This is a genomic window from Leptothoe spongobia TAU-MAC 1115 (genome assembly GCF_018739885.1).
Classification (GTDB): Bacteria; Cyanobacteriota; Cyanobacteriia; order Phormidesmidales; family Phormidesmidaceae; genus Leptothoe; species Leptothoe spongobia.
The window spans coordinates 106,382-130,104 of the sequence record NZ_JADOES010000037.1; the positions used below are offsets into that span (position 1 = coordinate 106,382).

General features: G+C 48.1%; 20 protein-coding genes. 10 read left to right on the forward strand and 10 right to left on the reverse strand.

Annotation, left to right across the window (positions count from 1 at the left end; all coding sequences use genetic code 11):
• Positions 1 to 86 precede the first annotated feature (86 nt).
• The 5 genes from IXB50_RS16735 to IXB50_RS16755 all read left to right on the forward strand — a co-directional run bounded on the left by IXB50_RS16735 (position 87) and on the right by IXB50_RS16755 (position 7,322).
• The gene (locus IXB50_RS16735) at positions 87 to 1,736 is read left to right on the forward strand and encodes an ABC transporter substrate-binding protein (RefSeq protein ID WP_215610125.1); all 1,650 of its coding nucleotides are present in this window, start codon (positions 87 to 89) and stop codon (positions 1,734 to 1,736) included.
• An 81-nt stretch (positions 1,737 to 1,817) separates the two neighbouring features.
• On the forward strand, positions 1,818 to 2,846 hold the full coding sequence (locus IXB50_RS16740) for an ABC transporter permease (RefSeq protein WP_215610126.1): 1,029 nt from the start codon (positions 1,818 to 1,820) through the stop codon (positions 2,844 to 2,846).
• A 316-nt stretch (positions 2,847 to 3,162) separates the two neighbouring features.
• Positions 3,163 to 3,582: a hypothetical protein gene (locus tag IXB50_RS16745; RefSeq protein ID WP_215610127.1), complete on the forward strand. Its 420-nt coding sequence runs from the start codon at positions 3,163 to 3,165 to the stop codon at positions 3,580 to 3,582.
• A 217-nt stretch (positions 3,583 to 3,799) separates the two neighbouring features.
• On the forward strand, positions 3,800 to 4,663 hold the full coding sequence (locus IXB50_RS16750; RefSeq protein ID WP_215610128.1) for a FecR family protein: 864 nt from the start codon (positions 3,800 to 3,802) through the stop codon (positions 4,661 to 4,663).
• Positions 4,644 to 7,322, forward strand: a complete 2,679-nt coding sequence (locus IXB50_RS16755) for a CHASE2 domain-containing protein (RefSeq protein ID WP_215610129.1) — start codon at positions 4,644 to 4,646, stop codon at positions 7,320 to 7,322. Before IXB50_RS16750 ends, IXB50_RS16755 begins: the two co-directional genes overlap by 20 nt.
• 92 nt (positions 7,323 to 7,414) lie before the next feature.
• Here IXB50_RS16755 and IXB50_RS16760 read toward each other — a convergent pair whose 3' ends face one another.
• The 5 genes from IXB50_RS16760 to IXB50_RS16780 all read right to left on the reverse strand — a co-directional run bounded on the left by IXB50_RS16760 (position 7,415) and on the right by IXB50_RS16780 (position 12,737).
• On the reverse strand, positions 7,415 to 8,164 hold the full coding sequence (locus IXB50_RS16760) for a metallophosphoesterase (protein ID WP_215610130.1): 750 nt from the start codon (positions 8,162 to 8,164) through the stop codon (positions 7,415 to 7,417).
• Between the two features lie 438 nt (positions 8,165 to 8,602).
• Complete coding sequence (bioB, locus tag IXB50_RS16765) at positions 8,603 to 9,628, reverse strand: biotin synthase BioB (protein WP_215610131.1); 1,026 nt, start codon at positions 9,626 to 9,628, stop codon at positions 8,603 to 8,605.
• A gap of 202 nt (positions 9,629 to 9,830) precedes the next feature.
• A complete protein-coding gene (locus IXB50_RS16770; RefSeq protein WP_215610151.1) occupies positions 9,831 to 10,406 on the reverse strand; it encodes a flavodoxin family protein in 576 nt (191 codons plus the stop codon).
• Positions 10,407 to 10,591: 185 nt separating this feature from the next.
• Positions 10,592 to 11,506, reverse strand: coding sequence for a cold shock domain-containing protein (locus tag IXB50_RS16775; protein WP_215610132.1), 915 nt, complete (start codon positions 11,504 to 11,506; stop codon positions 10,592 to 10,594).
• Between the two features lie 145 nt (positions 11,507 to 11,651).
• Positions 11,652 to 12,737, reverse strand: coding sequence for a radical SAM/SPASM domain-containing protein (locus IXB50_RS16780; RefSeq protein WP_215610133.1), 1,086 nt, complete (start codon positions 12,735 to 12,737; stop codon positions 11,652 to 11,654).
• A gap of 216 nt (positions 12,738 to 12,953) precedes the next feature.
• Between IXB50_RS16780 and IXB50_RS16785 the strand changes: the two genes are divergently transcribed.
• Together IXB50_RS16785 and IXB50_RS16790 are read left to right on the forward strand one after the other, a co-directional pair.
• Positions 12,954 to 13,172, forward strand: a complete 219-nt coding sequence (locus IXB50_RS16785) for a hypothetical protein (protein ID WP_215610134.1) — start codon at positions 12,954 to 12,956, stop codon at positions 13,170 to 13,172.
• A gap of 69 nt (positions 13,173 to 13,241) precedes the next feature.
• Complete coding sequence (locus IXB50_RS16790; RefSeq protein ID WP_215610135.1) at positions 13,242 to 13,817, forward strand: hypothetical protein; 576 nt, start codon at positions 13,242 to 13,244, stop codon at positions 13,815 to 13,817.
• Between the two features lie 64 nt (positions 13,818 to 13,881).
• Here IXB50_RS16790 and acsF read toward each other — a convergent pair whose 3' ends face one another.
• Together acsF and IXB50_RS16800 are read right to left on the reverse strand one after the other, a co-directional pair.
• On the reverse strand, positions 13,882 to 14,970 hold the full coding sequence (acsF, locus tag IXB50_RS16795; protein ID WP_215610136.1) for a magnesium-protoporphyrin IX monomethyl ester (oxidative) cyclase: 1,089 nt from the start codon (positions 14,968 to 14,970) through the stop codon (positions 13,882 to 13,884).
• A gap of 299 nt (positions 14,971 to 15,269) precedes the next feature.
• Positions 15,270 to 17,075, reverse strand: coding sequence for a M48 family metallopeptidase (locus tag IXB50_RS16800; RefSeq protein WP_215610137.1), 1,806 nt, complete (start codon positions 17,073 to 17,075; stop codon positions 15,270 to 15,272).
• Positions 17,076 to 17,296: 221 nt separating this feature from the next.
• Here IXB50_RS16800 and IXB50_RS16805 point away from each other — a divergent pair, with 221 nt between their 5' ends.
• Positions 17,297 to 17,782 (forward strand): DUF4079 domain-containing protein, encoded by a 486-nt coding sequence (locus IXB50_RS16805; RefSeq protein WP_215610138.1) that lies wholly within the window; start codon positions 17,297 to 17,299, stop codon positions 17,780 to 17,782.
• 154 nt (positions 17,783 to 17,936) lie between these two features.
• On the opposite strand, the gene IXB50_RS16810 is transcribed toward IXB50_RS16805, so the two are convergent.
• Both IXB50_RS16810 and IXB50_RS16815 read right to left on the reverse strand, forming a co-directional pair.
• Positions 17,937 to 18,467 carry a GIY-YIG nuclease family protein gene (locus tag IXB50_RS16810; RefSeq protein ID WP_215610139.1) on the reverse strand — a complete coding sequence of 177 codons (531 nt, stop codon included), beginning with the start codon at positions 18,465 to 18,467 and terminating at the stop codon, positions 17,937 to 17,939.
• Positions 18,468 to 18,750: 283 nt separating this feature from the next.
• Positions 18,751 to 19,611, reverse strand: a complete 861-nt coding sequence (locus IXB50_RS16815; protein WP_215610140.1) for a hypothetical protein — start codon at positions 19,609 to 19,611, stop codon at positions 18,751 to 18,753.
• 166 nt (positions 19,612 to 19,777) lie between these two features.
• On the opposite strand from IXB50_RS16815, the gene IXB50_RS16820 reads away from it, so the two are divergent.
• Complete coding sequence (locus tag IXB50_RS16820) at positions 19,778 to 22,270, forward strand: GH116 family glycosyl hydrolase (RefSeq protein ID WP_215610141.1); 2,493 nt, start codon at positions 19,778 to 19,780, stop codon at positions 22,268 to 22,270.
• Positions 22,271 to 22,370: 100 nt separating this feature from the next.
• Positions 22,371 to 22,670, forward strand: coding sequence for a DM13 domain-containing protein (locus IXB50_RS16825; protein ID WP_215610142.1), 300 nt, complete (start codon positions 22,371 to 22,373; stop codon positions 22,668 to 22,670).
• Positions 22,671 to 22,988: 318 nt separating this feature from the next.
• Here IXB50_RS16825 and IXB50_RS16830 read toward each other — a convergent pair whose 3' ends face one another.
• Positions 22,989 to 23,573: a methylated-DNA--[protein]-cysteine S-methyltransferase gene (locus IXB50_RS16830; protein ID WP_215610143.1), complete on the reverse strand. Its 585-nt coding sequence runs from the start codon at positions 23,571 to 23,573 to the stop codon at positions 22,989 to 22,991.
• Between the last annotated feature and the right edge of the window lie 150 nt (positions 23,574 to 23,723).

Consider the following 23,723-nt stretch of genomic DNA (forward strand, 5'->3'; position numbering starts at 1 on the left):
ATGGACCTGCTGCTTGAGCTCTGCTTCATCGCGAGTCACAGTTCAAGTCAGCTGCTGCGGTTCTGCTAGCGTATTGGAGATTCCCTATGTCGGTTCAAGTCTTGGGTAGGCGTTTTGGGCTCAGGCCATTGCGTTCACTGGGTTATTACCTTGGTCTTTTTAGTCTGTGTCTTGTTTTAGCTATTGCCTGTGGCGGTGGTGGTGATGGAGACCAAGGGACAGCAACCCCATCAAATGGCCGTGTCTCCATGGGGACTACCCTCAGTGCTCGTACATTAGATCCTGCTGATGCCTATGAAATTTTTCCCGGCATCTTGCTCTATAACCTGGGCGATCGTCTCTATACCTATGCACCGGGCACAACGACGCTAGAACCGCAGTTGGCAACGGCCATGCCAACGATTAGTGATGATGGTTTGACCTATACTATCCCTCTGCGTGAAGGGGTAAAGCTCCATGATGGCTCGGATTTTAATGCTGAGGTCATGGCCTTTTCCATTCAGCGATTTATGGATAATGGTGGACGTCCAGCATTCTTGCTCGCTGAAAAAATTGAGACGGTAGAGGCTACCGATGATTATGAACTGACCATTACCCTAAAGCAGCCGTTTGCCGCCTTTACTTCTCTTCTGACATTTTGGGGTGTCACTCCTGTTCCTAATGAGACCTACACCATTGGTGATGCCCAATTTAAGCCTGAAGAATTTATCGGGTCTGGTCCCTATAAGTTGGCATCCTTTAGCAGCGATGTGATCAAGTTGGATGCTAATCCAGACTACTGGGGGGAAATCCCAGCTAATCAGGGGATCGATATTCAGATTTTTACCAGTCCCGCCATCCTGTACAACACATTTCGATCTGGCGGTTTAGATGTGGCCTATCAAACGCTAGATCCCGATCAGATTGCAGCGCTCGAACGTGAAGCTGATCAGGGTGGCTGGAATGTGATTGAAGCCGGTTCTACCGTTGTGAACTACATGTCACTCAATCAAAAGATTGAACCGTTTGATAACTTGAATGTGCGTAAAGCTGTGGCGGCTATGATCGATCGTAATTTGATCAATGATCGGGCTTTCCAAGGTCAGGCAGAACCACTTTATAGTCTGATTCCTAAAAGCTTTGATGTGTATGAGCCGGTTTTTGAAACCGCTTATGGTGACGGCGATTACGAAAAGGCGAAGGGATTTCTTAAAGAAGCAGGGATTACTGAGGCGAATCCCCTTGAGTTTGAGATTTGGTACCCGACGTCTTCGACCACCCGTAGTGTAGTGGCGAACACCCTCAAGGAGGCGATTGAGTCCAAGCTAGCAGGTCTGGTTAATGTTCAGGTCAGCACCGCTGAATCTGCCACGCTGTGGGAGAACGTAGAAAATGGCATTTATCCCAGCGTGTTAGCTAATTGGTATCCAGACTATTTTGATCCAGATAACTTTGTACAGCCGTTCTTGAGCTGTAGCGAAGGTTCTGTAGAAACCCTGTGTGAGAAGGGGGCAACCCAGGGGAATGGTTCGTTCTATTACAGCGCTAAGACCAATGATTTGCTGACTAAGCAAAGTGCTGAATTGGACGAATCTGTTCGAAATGACTTGTTTCAAGATTTGCAGCAGGCGATGGTGGATGATGTGCCCTACATTCCCCTCTGGCAAAACAAGGACTATGTCTTTGCTGCCTCAGGTGTCGGTGGCGTTGCCATTGAACCAAACCAGCAATTTTTGCTATGGCAAATCAGTAAATAAATGGTTTGGGCCAATCCCATGTAGGGGTGTGCCATGGAACGCTCCTACATGGGATTAGATTGTTAGATATGGGGGAAATAAATGTCATCTCGCGCTAATGCGCTGCGCTACTATGTGCTGTCGCGACTCATGCTTGCACCGTTAATGATCTGGACGATCACGACGGTGGTCTTTTTGCTTATGCGGGCAACCCCTGGGGATCCGGTTGATGCTTTGCTGGGGCCACGGGCACCCATTGAAGCCAAGGAGGCATTGCGATCGCAACTGGGTCTTGACCAACCCCTCTTCTTTCAATACCTGGATTATCTAGGGCACTTGCTGCGATTTGACCTGGGTAGCTCTATTGCGAGTCAGGGGCAAACCGTGTGGCAAATTATTGGCGATCACTTTCCTGCTACGGTTGAACTCACGATTTGTGGCCTGACTGTAGCGGCGATTGTCGGCATTACTGTTGGCTCTATTGCGGCATCCCGGCCCAATACACCTATTGATGCTGGTGGACGGCTGTTTGGCATTCTCACCTATGCCACACCCATGTATTGGTTTGGCATGATTTTGCAGCTGGTCTTTGCTGTGAAACTGCGGTGGTTTCCCATCGGTACCCGGTTCCCTCTCATCCAAACACCCCCTGATGGTCCAACGGGTCTGTACCTGCTCGATAGCCTACTCCATGGCAACCTATCTCAGTTTGGGACATCCCTCTATCATCTAGCATTACCTAGTCTGACCCTAGGAATTTTGATCAGTGGTGTGTTTGAGCGGATGGTGCGGGTTAATCTCAAGCAAACGCTCCGGGCTGACTATGTCGAGGCTGCAAGGGCCCGAGGTATTCCCGAGTTTCGCATCATCACTGTCCATGCCCTCAAAAATGCTTTGATTCCAGTGATCACCATTCTGGGGCTAACCTTTGCCTCCTTATTGGGAGGCACGGTGCTCACAGAGGTCACTTTTTCTTGGCCTGGCTTAGCCAACCGCTTTTTTGAAGCTATCTCACAGCGGGATTACGAAGTAGTGCAGGGATTGATGACGTTTTTTGGCACGATTGTTGCGCTAGTTAGCATTGCCATTGATATTCTCAATGCCTACGTCGATCCCAGAATTCGATACTAAGGAACCTGCAACCAATGACTACAATGTCCAGCATGATCTCTTCAGTCAGGGCTGGATGTCTGTCAATGCTGCTTTTGTATCTCTGTATGATTCAAAACATTGAGTTTTGCAATGATCTTTAAAGTAGGCTGCTATCAAAATTGATTGTGAATTGTTACGTTTGCATGGCATCCCTGCATTAGCCGATGGCTCCAAAGCAACCCGCGAACCGTGTCAGCAAGGATAGCGATTTCCTATGATGCTGAAATATATCAGTGAGTTCGCTTAAATTTTGCTGCTAAAGCTATGATTAGTGAGGTCTTGGTTATGATATAAGATGCTTCCTAATCTTGGTGCTATAAACTTACAGGGCTGGCGACAGCTGATCTGTTGCTTGGCAACTACTAGTATGTTCTGGCTATTGTCGATTGATGTTGCTTCAGCACAATCGTCAGATTGTAGCTTTTTCATATCTCCTCAAGATTTCAACACCTTTGAAGGCAGTGATGACAGAATTGTCATTGGACAGGTTAAAGAGCGTCCCTACGTTGTTCTCTTAACCCATGATATTCAAGATAATTTACCCGCTATCCGGGCTTGCATTCCAGATGCATTTTTAACCTCCTCAAGATTAGGTCGTTACATTAATATTGCATCTTTTCGGAATTATCGCGATGCCAATGAATTAGTGAACCGGATTGAGGATTATCTCGATGTTGATGTTCGATTAATACACTATAGCCGTTTAGGTCGATAGCCATTCTTACTAAGAGACTTCAGCCAGGTGTAGTAACTCTATGTGCTTGTAATCAGAGCGTTTCGGCCAAATGGCCTGAATCCCCAGGCCATTGTAATGACCAAGAAGATTGTTGAGAAAAATGCATGTCATGATGATGTCAGTAATCTGTTCACAGTATGTGTTTAAGGGCCTTTAAAAGATGATTGGGCTAAATTGCAACATACTATCTCGTTCTTTGCGTCCGCAGCATTTTGCCTGGCTACTTGGTTGTGCGGTGATGACTGTGGGACTTGCTTCTGAGACAAGTGCTCGTCCTCTCTCTGTTCGTGTAAATCGATGGCTAGAATTACGCAATGCTAGTGGTACTGTTGACTTTCTTCAAAGTGGGCAATGGCGTCAAGCTCAGGTGGGTCAACGTTTAGGCTCTGTTGGTGATGGCTTACGTACGGGGGCAGGATCGTTAGCTAGACTGGCTTTAGATACCCAAGTCGGATTTGTTACCGTTTCTGAAAACACTACATTTAGTATTACTCAGTTATATACTACTCCCCGAGGCGGCAAGGTGACTGAGCTCGATGTACCTCGTGGTCAAGTCAGATTATTTGTCAGACGTTTTACTAATCCAGATTCGAGTTTAGAGATTCGTACGCCAGCTGGTGTCAATGGTGTACGTGGAACAGATTTCGGTATCGCTATTCAACCTAGTGGTCGTTCATCACTCGCTGTGGAAGAGGGCAGTGTGGCATCGTCTGCTCAGGGTGAGTCAGTAACAGTACCAGAAGGGTACCAAAATTATACGATTCCGGGACAGCCTCCTTCTGAGCCGATGCCGATTACTGAAGATCCGAACTTAAATATTCTGAGAATTGAGAGTCAGCGTCGTGATGGTGAGGAAATTGTATTCCTAGACGGTGCAACCTTTTTTGTTAATTCACTTGTTATTGAAGGTGTCACTCAAGAAATTATTGCTGATGAAGATGATGAGCAGATAGGTACCTTTTCATTAGAGGTTCCACTACCTGCAGATAGAAGCAGCATTGAGGTAAAAGTGATTACTCCTCTTGGCAAAACGCAGATCTATGATGTGGTCTTTCGCTAGTTGTCGTAAGGTTCTAAGACGATATGAACCTCTGTTTCCAGGTTTACTGGTCAGTGGTGTAGTGGTGGCTCTGTCATCGCTAGGTACATTCAAATATCTCGATTATCCAGCGTCTGATGTCATCACTCGCTGGAGAGGGCCTCAACCCTGGAGTGAAGAGTTGTTGGTGATTGATATCGATGATGCTACCGTCACACAGTTAAGGCAGTACCCACTATCACGAAAATACTACGCTGATCTATTACAGAAACTTATTGAGGCTGATAATCGCGTCGTTGCCTTTGATATTCTGATGTCAGAACCTAATCAAGGCGATGAACTTTTAGCTGGTGCGATGGCTGAACATGGTGGGACCATTTTAGCGACTACTCTTGATAAGAACGAACAGGCGCTAGATCCGGTTTTATCCTTACGCAAAAATGCACGGGAGATTGGACAAATTGACGATAGTCACGACTTTGATGGTATTACACGTCGTCACCGACTTTCCATTGCTAACAGTCTTTCGTTAGCTGCTTCTACTGCGGCTATCTACAGTGCAACAGCAGCTCCTATTGCCCTTCCGAAGTTACCCAATAATGAGTTGTTGATAAACTGGCCAGGTCCTGTTGAAGATGTCTCTAAATCGCTGGCTCATGCTAGTCTTGTGGATATTCTAGATGATAAGATTCCTGCTGAGAGAATTCAAAATAAGATTATTCTGGTGGGTGTTAGTGCTAGAGGTGTCGATCGAGACATCCGTACTCCTTTTGATAGTGACCCAGTAGATGGCATGTATGTCTATGCTGCTGTATTACATAATCTTTTGCAAGAAAATTGGCTACGTCTTCCTAATCAGCCTCTAATTCATATTTTTCTGCTGTTGATGGGACCTTTGATTACGTTATCTCTTCAAGGGCGTTCATTTTTACGTCAAATGAGTCTTTGGATTGTGGGCGTGAGCCTTTGGTTAGGGGTGTGCTTTGGGGCTCGTTTTCTTAATTATGCATTACCTGTGGCGACACCGATTGTCTTACTTAGTCTTACAGAGGGGCTAATTATCTTTACTGATCGCTTGCGTAGTAGCGCTATTCTTCAAGCTCGTAATGAGTTTTTGGGTACTATGAGCCATGAGCTACGCACACCGCTCAATGCCATTATTGGTGTCTCTGAGATGATGCAGGAGACTCACCTTGATCCTAGGCAGCGAGAGTTTAGTGAGACTATTCAGAATAGCAGTCAGGCTTTGTTGGCATTGATTAATGATGTGCTTGATTTTTCTAAAATTGAAGCTGGTAGACTTGTATTAGAGGAGCATCCTGTTAATCTCCGTAACTCTGTTGAGGAGAGTTTAGATATTGTTTCCACAAGGGCAGCTAACAAACCGTTGGATCTTGTCTATATGGTCGATCCAAAAACTCCTCCAGTGATTATTAGCGATCCGATCCGATTGAGACAAATTTTGCTCAATTTATTGAGTAATGCGGTTAAGTTCACCGAGAAAGGTGAAGTTGCTGTGATCGTGCAACCTGCTCCCAGCGATGACTTTGGGACTCCAGTCACTCGCTGGACTCATCCTTCTGAGCAGTCAATTTTGTTACTTTTTGCGGTACGAGATACTGGGATTGGTATTCCAGAAGATCGGATTGCCCAAATTTTTGAACCGTTTCGTCAAGCGAGTACGTCTACGACTCGTAAATATGGTGGTACAGGTCTAGGATTAACGATTAGCAAACGCCTGGCTGAAACTATGGGGGGGCGTTTATGGGTTGAAAGCACACTGAATCAAGGTAGCAGCTTTTTCTTTACTATTCGTGTCCAAGTCGATCCTGTTACTGCTCAGCCAGAACGCCCTGAAGCCCTGAAAACCTGGGCTAATCAACGGATGTTGGTAATTGATAAAAATAGTACGCGACGTACAGGATTAGGTTGGCAGTTGGAGGCTTTAGATATGGAGCCTATCTTCACCCGTAGCGTTGCAGAAGCATTATTACTAGTACAGCAAGGTCAGCAGTTTGATGGGGTGATTTTGGATGCTGCGATTACAAAAATCGATAGTATGAGCGCTATCGAATCATTGCGACAAGCAATGGGTAAACCAACAATGCCGTTAATCGTTCTGGCGGACATCCAGGAAAATTTTAGTCAAGATGAACGATCTGATATGGCGATTGTTTGGAAACCTATCAAGCAGGCTGCTTTATATCGGGCGTTGATGCATATTCATCCTCAGGCGGTTCCTAGCCCGGCGACACTGTCACCAGATACAATTAGCGACGATGAAAGGTCAGCTCCCAGTTTGAAGGTGTTGATTGCTGATGATAATCCTGTCAACCAGCGGGTCGCTCAGCATATGTTGCAGTTGCTGGGACACCAAGCTGATACTGTTGCCACAGGAGGTGATGCGATCGCAGCTGTCGAGCAAGGTGGATATGATGTGGTTTTGATGGATATGCGGATGCCTCAAATGAGTGGGGTAGAAGCCACTCGCCGTATTCGTCAGCTGGGTCCCAATATTCCTCAACCGTGGATTATTGCGATGACGGCCAATGCTAGCTCAGAAGATCGCGATCGCTGTCTCAAAGTAGGTATGAATGACTATGTCAGCAAGCCTATCCGTCGTGATAGTTTGTCTCGCATGTTTCAGAATATTGAGAATCCGTCTGAGTCCCTAACCTGATCCAACACCCCAGCCGAATTCATTCAACCCGATTAAAAATGGACAATCGTGTCGGTGCACTCTCCTTGTGGATGTCTTTATTAGGATGCGCTTTAGGAATTAACCAACTGACTGGAGCGCTGCTTAATTTTGTGTTGGACCACGACTGATTCTGCATCTTCCATGGACCTGACTCGTAACATGTTATGGAAAACATTAAATTGGTATGTCATCGCATTATCTATATCCAATGCTGTTAACCAGCCGCTTTTAGGGTGGTAAGCTCCTGTGTCGATATCAAGCCACCCAGGACCTTTGGCGATGTCTCCAGGTTCAATGCCGGGTAGGGTAAAGGTTATGGTATGACCCGTGATAATGATTTTGTCAGTAAAGTAAGGCTGCTTATGGCTATGGAAACTGTCACGAATCCAACAGTATTCATGACTAGTTTGTTCAGCTAGAGTGCGCTGGGGATTTAACCCGGCATGGACTAGCCAAATATCACCCAAATCGAGATAGAAGGGTAAATCTTTTATCCAATGGAGATGGTCAAATAAATCGTCGACGCTAGTATAGCTGGAGAGAGTAGATTGACCGCCGCTATAGAGCCATCCTTGAAAAGCTGGCATGTGGGCTTCACCGTTGGGAAAGGCTTCAAGCAACAGCTGCTCATGGTTGCCCATGACACACTGGTGATGGTTTTGCCGCACATAATCAACGACTTGTCGACTCTGGGGGCCCCGGTCTATTAAATCCCCAACGAAGTATATTTTATCTTGGAGATCGGGGTTGACTGCTTCAATTAGCCGCATGAGCCCGTCATAATGGCCATGAATATCACCAATAAAAATACGACGGGTCATAGCAGTTGTGAATGTGAAGTGAAGAGTGTTGACTGGGTTAGTTTCTCGGATGGGGTATCACGGAATAAAATAGTGCGATTGCACGTTTACCTTAATACATGCTGCTTTAGTATGCCTTTTCCATACCTAGAGGCAACACTTTTATCGGTCGGGTTTTCCAATGCTTTAAGTAAGGTTTACAACAGCAATAGAACTTACCTAATAAATAAGTTTAGTAATTGTATTTAGTACCTTGAGGAACTTGGGCAATTACTAACTCATAGATAGCTTTCATTTAAGCTACTAGGGGTATTCAGTATTATCCCGGATAAACCATTCTAGTCACGTTGACTGATTTTCATCAACTAGCGTTTCATTGGGGGCGATGAACTCAAGGGTTGTCATCTGTCAATAAGTACGTTTCTTTTAGGTATCCCTGTTTTAGACTCAGATGCTTGATTACTGATTGCTATCAGCTAGTGGTCTACCGTCCGGGGCTTCTAGTATGAAACCTGCATCCTGCACCATGGCATAGTCCTGGGCCGCACTTTGACCGGCTGTGGTCAGATAATCACCGACAAAAATTGAGTTCGCTGGGTAAAGAGCAAGGGGCTGTTGCGATCGCAAATGTACTTCTCGTCCACCTGCAATCCGAATTTCTTGGGAAGGAAGTAAAAAACGAAATAGACACAAAATTCGTAGACACCGCTGGGGCGTTAGTTCGCTACGACCACTAAACGGAGTACCATCGATGGGAATTAAAAAATTCACCGGCACACTAGTAACATTGAGCTCCCGTAATGACTGAGCTAAGTTAATAATGTCCGTATCGGATTCGCCCATACCTAAAATGCCGCCTGAGCAGGTGGTTAAACCAGCGGCTTGGACGGCCTTGACTGTGGCTAAGCGGTCCTGATACCCATGGGTGGTGCAGATATCATCGTGGTGGGTTTCAGCTGTATTGAGATTGTGGTTAATCCGATCGACCCCTGCCGTCTTGAGCTGATGGGCCTGTTCTTCATTTAATAGTCCCAAGGTGGTGCACACCCGCATTGGATACTCTGCTTTAACTGCGCGTACCGCATCTAAAATTTTCTCAAATGTATTGGGTGTAGGTGTGCGGCCTGAAATCGCCATACAAAAAGTACCGGCCTTGAGCTGATGGGCACGGTCAGCAGCGGCCAAAATGCGGTCTTGGGCCATTAACGGATACTTTTCAATATCGGCTGATGAAATTTTAGATTGTGAGCAATAGTGGCAGTCTTCAGGGCACAGGCCACTCTGAGCATTGAGCAAGAAGTGTAACCGTACCCGATTCCCCCAATAGTGATGACGGACGCGATAGGCCGCTGCTAGCTGGGCCAACAGTTCTGTATCGTCAGCCTGCAGCACCCTAAGCGCATCTTTGTGGTCCAGCTCTTGACCAGCAAGGGCCTGCTCAGCAAGCAGATTCCAATCAACTGAGGTGGGTACAGCTTGAATCATTCTAAGGCTCCTTCTCACAATGGGCACAGCGTTTGCCATCCTCTACGGTAATACGAGATGGCCGTTTCGAGGAAAAGCAGAGAAAAGGAGCTGCAGGGCTAGAGATGTATGAAGATTAGGTGATGGGTTGTGACTAGAAAGGTTGCTAGATGGGTGGTTGTGGGTAAATGCCATTGACCTCACAACCCTTAGCTCCTAACCCTTAGCCAGTCACCTGCTGAGCAACGGCAACTAATCTTTGACCGTAAAGATTTGCTGACTCTAAATCACCCGGTTCCACTTTGGCGGGAGCACCGCTCATGTCTAGATCGCTCTGGCCCATCACTCCCATAAATGAGCCGAGTCGATTGACACCAGTTTCAGGATTGGGCATCTCTGAAGAACCGACCCAAATCATGCTGTGCTGTGCTGCATTGATAGCCATATACAGTAATGTCCCCTGTTTATCTCCACTGGGAGAGCCGGAGTGGGTAAAGCCCCCTGCAATCTTGTCTTTCCAACCTTGTTGAAACCAGGTGGCACTAGCTGCATCAATGAAGCATTTAAACTGACCGGCAATGCCTCCCATATAGGTGGGAGAGCCAAATGCAATGCCATCGGCTGTACTCAATGTGGCAAGGATGGCGTCATCTTGCCAACGACCATTGACGATTTGTTCGCCGGTGATTCGCAGTAAGTGAGGCGTACCTCCAGCCGTTTCCACTCCCTTGGCCAGTGCTTCGGCCATCTGATGGGTGTGTCCTTGGCCGGAAAAATAGACTATTGCGATCGCAACCATAATCAGATTGAGAAACAACTGATCCAAATTTTAAGTTCAAAAAACTCGAACTAACAGATGGTGATGTCATGGTTTCTTGATAAATTTGCTTGCAAGCGATACTCAGAGATGTGCATGCAAATTTGTTTCATTAAAGGTAACAACCAATCGCAAGGGCTATGGGCGAAATCCTCTGTATTTGGGCGTCACAGGATACGAATATGGTCTGCATAAGCCTTGCCCTCGGTGATATGGGCAGTTACTTCTACTTCCATCCCTCGCTCTAGTTGGACAAATACATCGTCACCAATATATTTTTTATGAAAAATAATATCCTTTGAACCATCATGGGGAGCAATGTAGCCGTGATGGTTATTTTTTTTGAGCTTAAACAACAATTTCACCACACCGTTCTTTTTGATGGAGTCAGGTATCTGAATAGGAGGGATGGGAGAGGTGACAGATGGTGGTGTTGATGGGATAGACGCTTGAGTTGTTTGCTTCTCTATGAGATAGCTAGCAGGTGGACTGGTGGGTGATATTGGTCCCTGATTTATGTTGTTGACATCGATTGTAGGAAGCTGACTATTGTCTGTACGGAGGAGATTTAAAGCTTGATCAGGGGAGGTTTTTGGTGAATGTGATACAGGTTTATCTTCCTGGCTGATCTTGTTCTTGAGTGACAGAGTGGCCTCTGTTTTGTAGAGTGTTGGGCTTGCAGCTGTTTGATCGTGTGGATGAGAGAGTTGATGGCTGAGACTCTGAACAGCCGGGCTAGGAGAATATTTATAGTCGCTTAATAACACCCTAAAACTTGAAGGATTGTTTGCCCGGTTAGATGCTGGATTTAGAGGAGCCCTGGGACGTGTTTGAGCAGATGGACTATTGTTATTGGGCTGGGGGATAGGCTGGGGTAGGTGCTGGTTGCCTGCTTGGTTGCCTAACTGGTCAGCTGTTGGAGACTCTTGAGGTGAATAGGTGGGAATCCGTTGATTGTTGACTTCAGACGGCGGTAACTGCCGACTCAGTGTGGGAGGATGGGGATGTTGTTGGCTGCCATTGCTGTGACCTAGTAACTGTCTCAACCAGTGCAAAAAACGCTGTATGAGTCTTTTTGCCATGCTATCTAAGCCATAAAGTCATTTACTTATTCTACCTTTGCTATGGAGTTTCCTAAATGTTTTGCGATATAGTGCATAGCAATTAAGTTTTCCTCTAGAGAGAAGAAAACTTGTATTATGCTAGCCTGCGATTGCCTACTGTTTTTTAGACTTCGCCCCAGCCTGGTTGCAGGCGTTTCATGATCGGACTATAGACTTTGAAATATGCAACTGAGCCCAACTGTCGCATGAGAGCTTTGGAGGATGTGTCGGCTCCCATACAGCGTTGACAAATGGGATTAGTGACTTTGAGTTGATTAAATCCTTGCCGGAGACCACAGGCTGGTTGCTGACTATCTAAAATCTCAGAGAGGGAGTGGTGTTTCAGGTTTCCGAGGGGTATCTGTCCATCGTAGTCTTTGCAGCAGGGAACGACTGTACCATCGTATAGAATTCCGGCTTGATCGGATGTGCCGTTGCAGTAGCCAAACTTAGCAGGGATCACTTGAGTGCTTTCTACATTTCCCCAACTGTCTAGGGGAAATGTTTCTAGAGCAAGCTTGGGGGTTAATTCAATCACTTGCCATCTACCAGGTTTGTGTCGAGCGATGCGTTGACGTAGATCATCATCACTGGGACGTTCCTTGCACCCTTCTAGGAGTCGGTCTGCCCAGGCAGTGAGTTCTTGCTGCATTTGAGCCTTGCCTTCGACCACATGCATTTGCTTGTGGGGGACTAAAAATGGATGGGGCGTGGTGTCCAAAAACTTGAGATGCACGCGAGTACTGGACTGAGAATCGGCCAGGTTAGCTTGGACGTATGCAGTGATGCCATCAAAATACTGTTCAGGTTTTAGATTGGGTGGGGCCCCACGAATAATAAATGTGTTGGGATCGGGGGTTTGTAGAGAGATAGTAACCTTCGGGATGCCTGAGCTGATGAGCTGTTGTCGATGGCTTGGGCGGATATGAAACGTGCTGCCATTAGTGGTGAGGTGTAGGTTGAGTCCCCGCTCTAAGGCCATATCAATGGCTTTGAAAATATGGGGATAGATCAGCGGTTCTCCCATCAAATGAAAGGCCACGATCTTCGCTAAATTTTGCTCAGAGATTTCATGCAGGGCTTTTTCTAAGAGTTGCAGATCCATATGGCCACGCTTACGTTCCATGATGGCATCCGGGCAAAAGTCACATTTGAAGTTACATACGTTGGTTACTTCTAGGTGGATGCGTTCCAGGCGATAGCTGACCATTGCAAAGGCGATTTTTAGAGGATCATTATAAAGTCGCCTCAGCTTAGCAGTGGTGTGTGAAAGTTAGCTGAGAAGTTTGTAGGGATGTAAACGAATCTGGACTATGGCTACGGGGATCAAGGGGCTTTGGGGTAAGGAGATTAAGCTTTTTGGGAGAGTCCTGATAGGGGGCAAAAGTTGGCTCTAGCCTGAGGAAGAATCTTTTTTAGGCAAGTTATGACTGTATCGACAGCGACAGATGATTTGAAGGCTCTTTCTGAATCAGATCGGATTGATTTGCTCAAGGGTTATGCTGAGCAAGACGCTATTTTTGGGAGTCCTAATCCTCGTTATAAGCAGTGCAAGGTCTATTGCGATCGCTACCTCAATATCCGCGTTCAAATGGTGGGTACCGATGGTCTGACCGATGCCGATTGGGATTTGACCATTTTTTAACCCTTAACAGGCCAGTTAGCCAGGGGCAAGCGGGCGTAAAATTAGCATCACCGCTCCTGGCTAAACATAATGAACGAGAATGCAGCTGTTTTAGATCAAGCCGTCACGGCTCAGCAGACAGGCTCTTCTATGCCTCCCAAGGCCTCAGATTTAGTCACCACCCTACAGGCTACAGAAAAGAGCACCAAAACGAACTATGTCCTGAACGATCTGGCGGGCACCTGGCGTCTATGCTTTATCACGGGTACCAAAAAGACTCGTCAAAAAGCAGGTGTAGCCCTGGGGGCAGGTCGTTACTTGCCTAAACTGATCAAGATTCAGCTGGAGTATCAGGCTAGCAGTGACGATCGGGGGGTAGTTCACAACTCCGTGGGGTTAGGGCCGCTGAAATTAGCGTTAACAGGACCGGTTAAATTTTGGTCAAAAGCTCGGTGCCTAGCGTTTGACTTTACACAAATGCAGGTTTCCATGGGTGGTTTCACCGTTTACCAGGGACGCATTAAGCCGGAGGAAGCTAACCAAGAGTTTTATCAGCAACCGCTTAAGGAGCAAGCGTTTTTCAAATACTTTTGGGTGACAGAACAAGGGATTGCCGCCCGTGGACGAGGCGGTGGGTTAGCTCTTTGGTATCGCGAAGAAGGCTAAACGCAAAGAAACCAGGCTTTTCAAAAAAGCCTGGTTTCTAACGTTGGTTCAAACAGCCCGGTTTCTAGCGAACAACGCCGCGAGCAGGGGCCATATCAATGGGCTTCATGAAGTACAGCTGAATCATTTTCACACCAATAGTGGCGATGTGAGGAAGCTGACGGAGCAGCTTCAAAGGCTTAGGCTGTTCAGCTTTGCCAATCTTAGAGACTTCCAAGCTAGCATCGGATGCGGTATCCAAATGCTTGAAGAAGTCAGGATGCTCCACATTGAGCATGATGGGGAAGACCTTCGCGGCAGACTCATTGGTCTTCTTAATCACGTGAATGTCATATTCACGGGCATCTAGACCTAGAGAGGCATAGAAGCCACTGCGCTGAATATCATTCAGGAACATGGTGGCGAATACGGATAGCAGGAAGAACCGACACCAGAGCTTAGCTTTCCAGTCGTTTAGGAACTGGGGCTGGGCCTTCATGATGGCGGAGAAGAAATCACCGTGGCGGTTCTCATCCTGACACCAGTTCTCAAAGAACTGGAAAATGGGATAGATCCGGTTCTCGGGATGGGAATCCAGGTGACGGAAAATAGTGATGTAGCGCCAGTAGCCAATCTTCTCAGACAGGTAAGTGGCGTAGAAGATGAACTTGGGCTTGAAGAAGGTATAGCTCTTGCTCTTGGTCAAGAAGCCCAGGTCTAACTGCAGGTTGAAGTCGGACATTGCCTTGTTCAAAAAGCCTGCGTGGCGAGCTTCGTCGCGGGACATCAAGTTAAAGCCTTCAGCTAGAAGAGGATTTTTGTCCTTGAGACGACGACCTAGTTCTTTGTAAAGCAGGAATCCAGAAAACTCAGCAGTACAGGAACGCTCTAAAAACTCAATAAACAGTTCTCGGGTTTTACCATCAATGTGCTCCCAAGACTGGTCAAACACATCAGTCCGCACGAAGTGGTGGCGGTTATAGTCTGCACGAAACTCTTCGATGATAGCTCGTACCTCATCCTCATTGACGGACATGTCCATTTTGGCCATTTCGTCAAAGTCAGTGGTATAGAAGCGGGGGGTGAGGAGCGTGTCCTTTGAAGGTGCCTTAACCCCAGGCCGCAGCTCATCAAGTTGAGTATTTTCCTGAGGTTTCCTTAGGGAATCTACCATGAGTCCTCTATCAAGATATTTATGGTCAACGCGCTATGAAACCGCATTATTAATTAAACCTTGCCCACGTCCAGAACTGGAGTTTTTCCGTAGAAGAAGCTACAGGTTTCAACTTGGACGTGGTTTATGTCGGGCCAGTCAATCGATAGAAAACTGGCATCGTACGTGGATATTAGTCTACCAAGGCTGCTCACTTCGAGCAGCCTGTAGGTAACGAATAGGTTACATTTCGCAATGTTTAAGAGAGCGATAAATGTAGGGTGGGCACTGGCCACCATTGCGACACACATTCTGTTGGCCTAGCGATCTACATCGGTCGAAGCGGGTTCTTCCATTAATTCATCTGGATTTTCGGTGGCTGCTTCCTGCTCTTCTTTAACTTCTTCGACTGCTGCTTCGATGTCTTCGTCATTAGCGACGGGCTCGTCTTCATCAGGTTTTCCGTTGGCAGCTTCATGGGCGGCAAGTTCTGCCTCTGCCCTTTTCTGTATAGCTTCGTGACCCAGTACACCTTCATAGGCATAGCGGTTGTAGCCACCATTTTCGACAATGGCTTGGAGATAATCCACCCGGTCTTGGGGGGCTGGGTGGGAGGCTAGCCAGGGGATAACTTGGCGGTCGCCATAGCGATTGTCTAAGGCCAGCATGAGACCGTGCATGCCATCGGCGGCATAGCCACTAGACGCCAAAATCTGGGTGCCGACGATATCGGCCTGCCGCTCCATCTGGCGAGAATAACCGGACACAATGGCATTGGTGACTAGGCCCGGTAAAGGCAAGTACTGGGTCAGACTGGCGGTGAGGTTGCCTCGGGTCACTAGCTGAAACCCATGGGATAAAACCGCATGGGATATTTCATGGCCTAGCAGACCGGCTAATTCTGCTTCGGAGTCTGTGTCAAGAATGGCTCCAGCATTGACGAAGATTTTGCCACCGGGTAAGGCAAAGGCATTGAGTTCTGGGTCGAGGACGACGTCAAAGGTGTAGTCAAAATCATCTCGACCGGCGGAGGCGGCGAGTCGATTGCCGATGTCGCGTACATAGGCGAGGGTTTCTTCGTCCTCGGAAAGGGGCAGTTGTTTGCGGGCTGAGTTAGCGACGGATTCTCCGAGAGATTTTTCGCCTTGAAGTAGGATGATGCTGGAGTTAAGGGCCGTAAATGGACCGTATAGCCCACCGGTCAGGATATAGCCTGCGGCTCCAGTAAAAATGTTTGCGATCGCATTATTCCGAATGCGGGCATTAGTCGCAGACTTAAACCGATCCAGATTTTCATCAGCGAGGCCAGCATATCGCTCAGCCTCAGGATGGTCGGCATTGAGTAAGGAAAACTGCCGCGATGCAATAGAGGCCTCGATCCATTCTTCCTGGGTCATCATCAGCTCAATCTGGGCACTGAGCAAATCCGGGTCATAGGGGTAGAGGGTGAGGGCCTTTTCCAAGACCATCTCAGCATCATCGACACGCTCGTAAGCCTGTAGCCGCTCGGCATAACGTAAATGCCCAGGAATAAAGGCTGGGATCTCTTTAGTCAGTAACCCAAGGGGTACTAATGTTTGGGACTCTCGCCCAGCTTCAATTCCACGGGTAGACTCACGCCAGTAAACTGCCCCTCCGGGCGATAGCTGCTCCGGGTCAGTGAAGGGCTGGGCCGGGATGTCTTCCAGGTCCTCCTCATCTCGCCAACCAAAGGTTTTCGCCTCGCGGTAGAGTTCTTCGGCAGCGGCGATATCACCGTCTAGATAAAGCCGATCTGCTTCGATGATTAGCTCCCGTTGGAACCAGGTTTCCTGTTCCAGAGCGGCAGCTTCTGGATCGTATTCTGCTGCTGCCTCTTCAGACACCTCTTCTGTGGCTTGCTCATCAGTTGTGTCAGACCCCTCTATTGTTTCTGTGGCATCTGTTTCTGTGACATCATCGTTGACCTCTTCTGCAGAAGGTTCCACCGTTGCCTCTGGGGTATCCGTTGCCTCGGCATTACCAGTCTGCACAATATGCTCAGGACGCTCAGGTGTTGCGGTACGACCTGGCATGACTGGACTGAGGAGTAGCGTAATACTGAAACCCACTGCTAGGAGCAGGGCAAAACGTTTGTGTGCCTTCATGGTGGATCCGGAATAACAGGGGGAACGACACCGCATCAGGGTGCCCTTATGGGATTATTCTGACAAATCTCCCCTGATATGACCTGAGCAAAAGCGCTTGTGTAACCTTTATTGATGTGATTGAGCGATTTGCTGGCCTATGAAAATCGCTCAACTACGACGGCGAAATTGGAGTGATCGCAATATACTAAGTTTTATGACGCGTTGTTAATTCACCCAACATGAGCCCTGAGACGATTGAGGTAATTAAGCCTTATTTAAACTTTATTCATCCTGTCATGATGTGGGTCTTGTTTGGTCTGATGATCTATGCCATGCATCTTGGCATTCAAAGCCGTAAGGTTCGCTACGCTAGCGGTCAAGAAAAAAAGGCGTTGATCAAGGGCAAGTTCACCCTTAAACATCATCAGCTGGGTTCGATTATTTTGGCGCTGATGGTGCTGGGTACCATCGGTGCGATGGCTGTAACTTATATCAATAATGCCAAGCTGTTTATGGGGCCGCACTTATTAGCCGGTCTGGGGATGACTGGGCTGATTGCGATCGCAGCTGCTTTGGTTCCCTTTATGCAGCGGGGGAGTGAAACCGCTCGTTTAGCGCACATCAGTCTCAATGTTGTGCTGGTGGGTCTCTTTGGCTGGCAAGCAATTACCGGTATGCAGATCATGCAGCGCATTTTAGAAAAATCGTTTGGCATTGTTTTTTAGGGTGTCATTTTGCGCCGGATCCCTTAAACCTGTGATTTGGATATGTGAACAAGGGGCAGGCCATACCCGTCAAGACTGGCACCCTGATATTCCCGGCGGCACCTTAGTCGAGCAGCAGGAAGACTGGAGTCTTTGGGCGGTGGGGGACTAGGAGCTATTTCAGTGCTAGTACGCCCTGTTCCTTGAGTTTGGGATTGAACTTAATGGGCATTTGCGCCCCTCGGGCCTCGACTTTGGCCTTGACCTCAGCTTCGACACGGCGGGCCAGCTTTTTGAGGAGCTTGTTGGTTTGGGCTGGTTCGGCGTTGGCGATCTCATCCCGCTCCTCGTCGGTCATAAAGACTTTGGCATCAATGGGTTTTTCCCAGGCCAGTTGCTGGTCACCATTGCCAGGGGGAACTGTGCCATATTCTGCTAGCCAGGCGTTACGAATTTCATCTAGCAGGGTGCGGCTAGGGCGTGTCACTGTATAAAACTTGAACCAATGGCACTGCTCTGGGCAACGCACCAGATGCTGGATCAGGCCGATGCTAATATCCCGCGAATAGCCCACATATTGCAGGGCTTCAGCGGCATCAAAAATGGCGTAAATTCCGACTTTTCCCTCTAATCCAGATGGCAGTTCACCCTCTACGAGGTAGGGTTGCATGTCTAAGCTGGCCAAGGTGGGAAGCGTATCTGCCATGGTGGTCGTGAGTAACTTGAGTGAACGTCACCTATCCTAATACTGCGCTTGAGCGAAGATAGATTCTTTCCAAGAAATTCAACGATTGCCCTCCCACCTGTTTCAAAAAGAAACACTATATTGAAGAAACATACTTTTTCTGGTCCTGCTATGAGTACGCCAAAAGATGTGACTAATCGGATCGTATTTGTGCTGCTGATTGTCGTTATTGGTTGGCAATTATTTCGAGTAGGAATGCTGGTCGGGGTCGCTAATGGCTGGCTTTAATTTGAAGATGAGACACCTATCCAGCTTCCTCTGTATCTAAGCTTGTGGAAGTTTCAATAAAGGATAGAATATCGCGCACAACACCACTGACACCTCGGCTGTTAGGGGTCAAAATTTTGCCTTTGAGTCCTCCTTTTTCTTTCAGCTGCATGAGCGATTTTGTGAGGGAGTGGTTTGAATAGCGAACGATAGAAACAATCAAATCACAGTCAGCAAGTTTTTGTTTGAGCTGCTTTTGTGAGGTACTGACCTCTCTATGGGACGGAATTTCAACTGCTGTATAGACCAGGCCATAGTCTGATCGCAACGTCTGAATCACAACACGCCTGGTGGCCTCATGCCCTCCGACGAAGCCGATCTTCCAGTCCGCCAACGTTATGACTGGTGTTGTTGGTTCGTTCGTGATTGGAGCGGTTGACCTGGCTTGAATAGCAGCTAAATTAGACTGCTGAACTGTATTTAAATTGGCCTCACAGTTCGTCAGGGCTGATGTCCGGTTTCTCAGCTCTCTTTTGAGGAATTGAATTTGAGCATCGCTGTCAGTGACCCATGCATCTAACTCTTGCCACAATTCACTGTATTGCTGACGAGAGTTTTCCAGTTCTTGCTGGTGATCGGCTAATGCTTGTTGTCGAGCATCTAACTCTTGTTGTTGATCGTTGAATGCTTTTTGTAAATCGGTGTACTGGGTGTGGGCCTGAGCTAATTGCTGAGTCAGGTTAGCCGCATTTTCTTGGGCAATAGCCAGCTCATGTCGTAGCTGGTGGACGCGGCGGTGGTCTTTTCCGCTGACTCCATCCCAAAGGTGGATGCACCAATTACTAACGTGTCTAATGGGTTTTGTAAGAGGCCGGATGACATGTTTGGCCTTTTTCATGGCTGAAGGTCTCCTTGGCCTCTATTTTTTGCTGCGTCCTATATGGGGCTTTAAAAACAAGGCTAACGTAACCGACCTGAATTGTAGCTACGCCATAGAGATTCTTTGTATTGTTCATTCCCCATTGCCTCGATAGAATGCTGATTGCTGTTTTAGTCGGTAATCTATGCCCACTCCCAATATTCCGACCGTTGCTTGGACTTGGCCCATTGGTGCGAAATGGGAAACGCCCTACATTGTTCGCTATGCCAGCAATTTAGATGATGGGCCGGAGCATGGTATTCCCCTGGGCGGTTTAGGGGCTGGTTGTATTGGTCGTGCTCCCAACGGGACGTTTAACCTGTGGCATTTGGACGGTGGAGAACATACGTTTGCCCATTTTCCAGCCTGTCAGTTTGCGGTTTATGAGGAATCAATGGGAAAGTCGCAGACCTATGCCATGGCAACGGCAGGCAAGGGTTTAGATTCCTGGCACTGGTACCCCGCCGTGCCCCGTAAGGTGGGCACTGCCCACCATCCCGAACAGACGGAACACAACCAAGGCGGCACCTACCAAGCCCTATATCCCCGCAGCTGGTATGTCTACCAAGACATCTTCCAAGCCGATCTGACCTGTGAGCAATTTTCGCCCATATGGCCAGACAACTACCAGGAAAGCAGCTATCCGGTAGCTGTATTTGTGTGGACAGCCCATAACCCTACCGATCAGCCGATTACTCTAAGTATTTTGCTGAGCTGGCAGAACATGGTGGGGTGGTTTACCAATGCGGCAGCATCACCGGAGATTCAGCAGCGGGAGGATGGCAGCCCGTTTTATGACTATGTGCCACCCTTACGGCAGAGTGAGGGTAATTTGAACCAGCTGGTAAGTTCTGAGACTGCCACTGGCATTTTGATGGATGGGACCTGGACGGGTAGTCCTGGTGAAGGCGATGGCCAGTTTTGTATTGCTGTGCCGCAGACCGATGGGGTGACCTATCACACCCGCTGGAATCCTGATGGGGCTGGGGCTGAGCTGTGGGAAGACTTCGCCATCAGCGGTCTCTTAAGTAATGTTGCTGATACAACGTCCGCGCTAGCAGACGAACAAGTGGCGGGTGCGATCGCAATCCAAATCACCCTAGCTCCAGGTGAAGCCAAAGAACTCCCCTTCGTCCTGAGCTGGGATTTACCCGTCACTGAGTTTGCCACCAGAAAACTAGCCTATCGCCGGTATACGGATGTTTACTCACGTTCCGGTCGGAATGCCTGGCAAATCGCTCAAGACGCCCTAGCCCACTATCAAACCTGGCAGCAAAAAATCATCGACTGGCAGCAGCCGATTTTAGATCGCCCCGATCTGCCTGACTGGTTCAAAATGGCCCTGTTCAACGAACTCTACGACATGGCCAGTGGCGGTACGCTGTGGTCTGCCGCCAGCGATGGCGATCCGGTAGGGCAGTTCGGCGTGTTGGAATGCCTGGACTACCGCTGGTATGAAAGTCTCGATGTGCGGCTATATGGCGGTTTTTCCACCCTGATGCTCTGGCCTGAGTTAGAGAAATCGATTATCCGTGCCTTTGCCCGCGCGATTCCCACCGAAGATCCGAAAAAACGCATCATTGGCTACTACTACACCGTCGGTGAGGGTGAACATCTGGCTCCGAGAAAGATCAAAGGTGCCACCCCCCACGATCTGGGCGCACCCAATGAGAATCCATGGATGGCCACGAACTACACCAGCTATCAGGACTGCAATCAGTGGAAAGATTTGCCCAGTGACTTTGTGCTGCAAGTGTATCGAGCCTTTGTGTTGACTGGCGGTGATGACATTGAGTTTCTGGCAGAGTGCTGGCCTGCGGTGACCGAAACGATTCAGTATCTGAAGCTATTTGATTTGGATGGCGATGGTGTGCCCGAAAATGGTGGTGCCCCGGACCAAACCTTTGATGATTGGCAGCTGAAGGGATTGAGTGCCTACTGTGGTGGTCTATGGCTAGCTGCGTTGGAGGCTGCCATCAAGATGGGCGACATTTTGCAGCAGCACCAGCAAATCTCTAGTAGTTTTGCCATTGTGAAATCCCAGTATCAGCGCTGGATCAAGCAGGGCAAAATCGTTTATCAAAACAAGCTGTGGACGGGCAGTTTCTATCGCTTAGACGCTGAAAGCAACTCTGATGTGGTGATGGCGGATCAGCTGTGCGGTCAGTTTTGTGCTCGCCTAATGGGACTGCCGGACATTGTGGATGAGGAATATATCGATATCGCCCTCGACACAATTTACGATGCCTGTTTCGTGAAATTCAATCAGTATGCCGCCCAGCATGCGGCACCGCAGAACCAAAAATTTGAAGGTGCCCAAACCGGCTTCTTTAGTGCGGCTCAGCTGGGCATGGCCATTGGTGCGGCCAATGGGGTGAAGCCCGATGGTACGCCCGAAAATCCAGATGATACACACCAGCTGGAAGTGTGGACAGGCATTAACTTTGGCCTAGCTGCGTTCTTGGCTCAGATGGGTAAGCGCGATCAGGCTATGGCCATTACCGAAGCTGTCGTGCAGCAAATTTACGACTATGGTTTACAGTTTCGGACACCTGAGGCGATTACGGCCATGGGTACATTTCGTGCCTGTCATTACCTGCGACCTATGGCTATCTGGGGGCTGTATGCTCAGCTCTAATCGTCAGCCATAGGAATATTGAGAATCTCAGAACTCGTCACATTTAGGTCTGTTGGATTCTTACAATGGGCTATGTTGACCTACTCGGAGGAGCACCTTTATGGGCGCGTTTGCAGGAGCTAATAATCACACGACTAAGGGTAATGTTGGCGTTGCAATTATTGCTGGTGTTGGTGGCGATCTTGCCTTTCAAAATTTTTCAACTGATGCCAATGGCGATTTGCAGGTCTATTTGACCATTGGTGGCGATTTGTCCAAGCAGACCATTGATTTGGGAGGGCTACCGGCAGCCAAAGGTGCATTCAATATTTCATTTCCTGGTGATACTGACATCAGCTTGTTTGACACAGTTGTGGTAGCAATGGGAGAAACTAGCATAGGGAGTGCTAGGGTGCCTTAAGGATTGCCTGGCAATGGAGTATAGAGGTTAGAGGGATGAGTTTTCTCCATGATTGAGCCCTCTAATCTCATACCAAATCCGAATTCCTTAACCCCGATTCAAAATGGACAATTCCATAGGGGCATCCCCTGGTGGGTGTCCTCGATATCGGAGGCTACCAGCCAGGATTTCGTATAAAGTGTAGTATATTCCTCCAGTGATAGAGTGCGTCATACATTTTTGGCCTAGTGCAGGAGGAAAGTTGTTACTCGCGTTTGTTTATGATCAGAACTAGAGTCTTTTAGTAGAGAAAATGATAGGTTGCCCCTTGGTCATGGTTTACTTGTCGAAAAAGGATAGTTGTTGTTCATGGCGTGGTTGTTGTAGCTGCCCCAGTTCTACTCCTTCATGTTCTAGGAGCCAGCGCTTACGGTCTAGCCCGCCGGCGTAGCCAGTCAAACTGCCATTGGCCCCGATCACTCGGTGGCAGGGTAAGACGATGGAAATTGGGTTCAGGCTATTGGTGGTGCCCACCGCCCTAACAGCGGCTGGGTTTCCTAACCGGCGCGCGAGTTCACCATAGGACATGACGGTGCCAGGCGGAATCGAGCGTAAGGCCTGCCAGACGTTTGCTTGAAAGGCTGTACCACCAGGATTGACAGGGATATGGTCAATGGCTGTGAGATCGCCTGCGAGGTATGCCTGGATTTGATGGATCAGTGGCTGCAGTGTACTGGTTTGACTTTCTCCATGGGCTTCAACCAAATCAAAGGGACCATAGCGTTTGGCCAGCAGGCGCATCATGCGATGCTCATAGCCTTCATAGTCTAGTGAGACTAGAACCTCGCCATCGGTGACGAGCAAAATGTTGCCGATGGGCGATGTCACGTTGGTCAGGCTTAATGACTGCGGTGTTTTTGCCATGGTATTGAATGCACTGATAGGTCAGTGTGCTGACACGTCAGCGCGATGCGATCGCTATGATGAGAAATCGTATAATCTCAGATCTTGCACCCGTCTCAAATGAGACAGTAGTACATATAGATTAACCAAAATAGCCCAATTTCTGAGAAA

Coding starts and splice junctions, on each gene's coding strand:
- IXB50_RS16735 (WP_215610125.1), top strand. CDS start 87: ATGTCGGTTCAAGTCTTGGGTAGGCGTTTTGGGCTCAGGCCATTGCGT.
- IXB50_RS16740 (WP_215610126.1), top strand. CDS start 1,818: ATGTCATCTCGCGCTAATGCGCTGCGCTACTATGTGCTGTCGCGACTC.
- IXB50_RS16745 (WP_215610127.1), top strand. CDS start 3,163: ATGCTTCCTAATCTTGGTGCTATAAACTTACAGGGCTGGCGACAGCTG.
- IXB50_RS16755 (WP_215610129.1), top strand. CDS start 4,644: ATGATGTGGTCTTTCGCTAGTTGTCGTAAGGTTCTAAGACGATATGAA.
- IXB50_RS16760 (WP_215610130.1), bottom strand. CDS start 8,164: ATGACCCGTCGTATTTTTATTGGTGATATTCATGGCCATTATGACGGG.
- bioB (WP_215610131.1), bottom strand. CDS start 9,628: ATGATTCAAGCTGTACCCACCTCAGTTGATTGGAATCTGCTTGCTGAG.
- IXB50_RS16770 (WP_215610151.1), bottom strand. CDS start 10,406: ATGGTTGCGATCGCAATAGTCTATTTTTCCGGCCAAGGACACACCCAT.
- IXB50_RS16775 (WP_215610132.1), bottom strand. CDS start 11,506: ATGGCAAAAAGACTCATACAGCGTTTTTTGCACTGGTTGAGACAGTTA.
- IXB50_RS16780 (WP_215610133.1), bottom strand. CDS start 12,737: ATGGTCAGCTATCGCCTGGAACGCATCCACCTAGAAGTAACCAACGTA.
- IXB50_RS16785 (WP_215610134.1), top strand. CDS start 12,954: ATGACTGTATCGACAGCGACAGATGATTTGAAGGCTCTTTCTGAATCA.
- IXB50_RS16790 (WP_215610135.1), top strand. CDS start 13,242: ATGAACGAGAATGCAGCTGTTTTAGATCAAGCCGTCACGGCTCAGCAG.
- acsF (WP_215610136.1), bottom strand. CDS start 14,970: ATGGTAGATTCCCTAAGGAAACCTCAGGAAAATACTCAACTTGATGAG.
- IXB50_RS16800 (WP_215610137.1), bottom strand. CDS start 17,075: ATGAAGGCACACAAACGTTTTGCCCTGCTCCTAGCAGTGGGTTTCAGT.
- IXB50_RS16805 (WP_215610138.1), top strand. CDS start 17,297: ATGAGCCCTGAGACGATTGAGGTAATTAAGCCTTATTTAAACTTTATT.
- IXB50_RS16810 (WP_215610139.1), bottom strand. CDS start 18,467: ATGGCAGATACGCTTCCCACCTTGGCCAGCTTAGACATGCAACCCTAC.
- IXB50_RS16815 (WP_215610140.1), bottom strand. CDS start 19,611: ATGAAAAAGGCCAAACATGTCATCCGGCCTCTTACAAAACCCATTAGA.
- IXB50_RS16820 (WP_215610141.1), top strand. CDS start 19,778: ATGCCCACTCCCAATATTCCGACCGTTGCTTGGACTTGGCCCATTGGT.
- IXB50_RS16825 (WP_215610142.1), top strand. CDS start 22,371: ATGGGCGCGTTTGCAGGAGCTAATAATCACACGACTAAGGGTAATGTT.
- IXB50_RS16830 (WP_215610143.1), bottom strand. CDS start 23,573: ATGGCAAAAACACCGCAGTCATTAAGCCTGACCAACGTGACATCGCCC.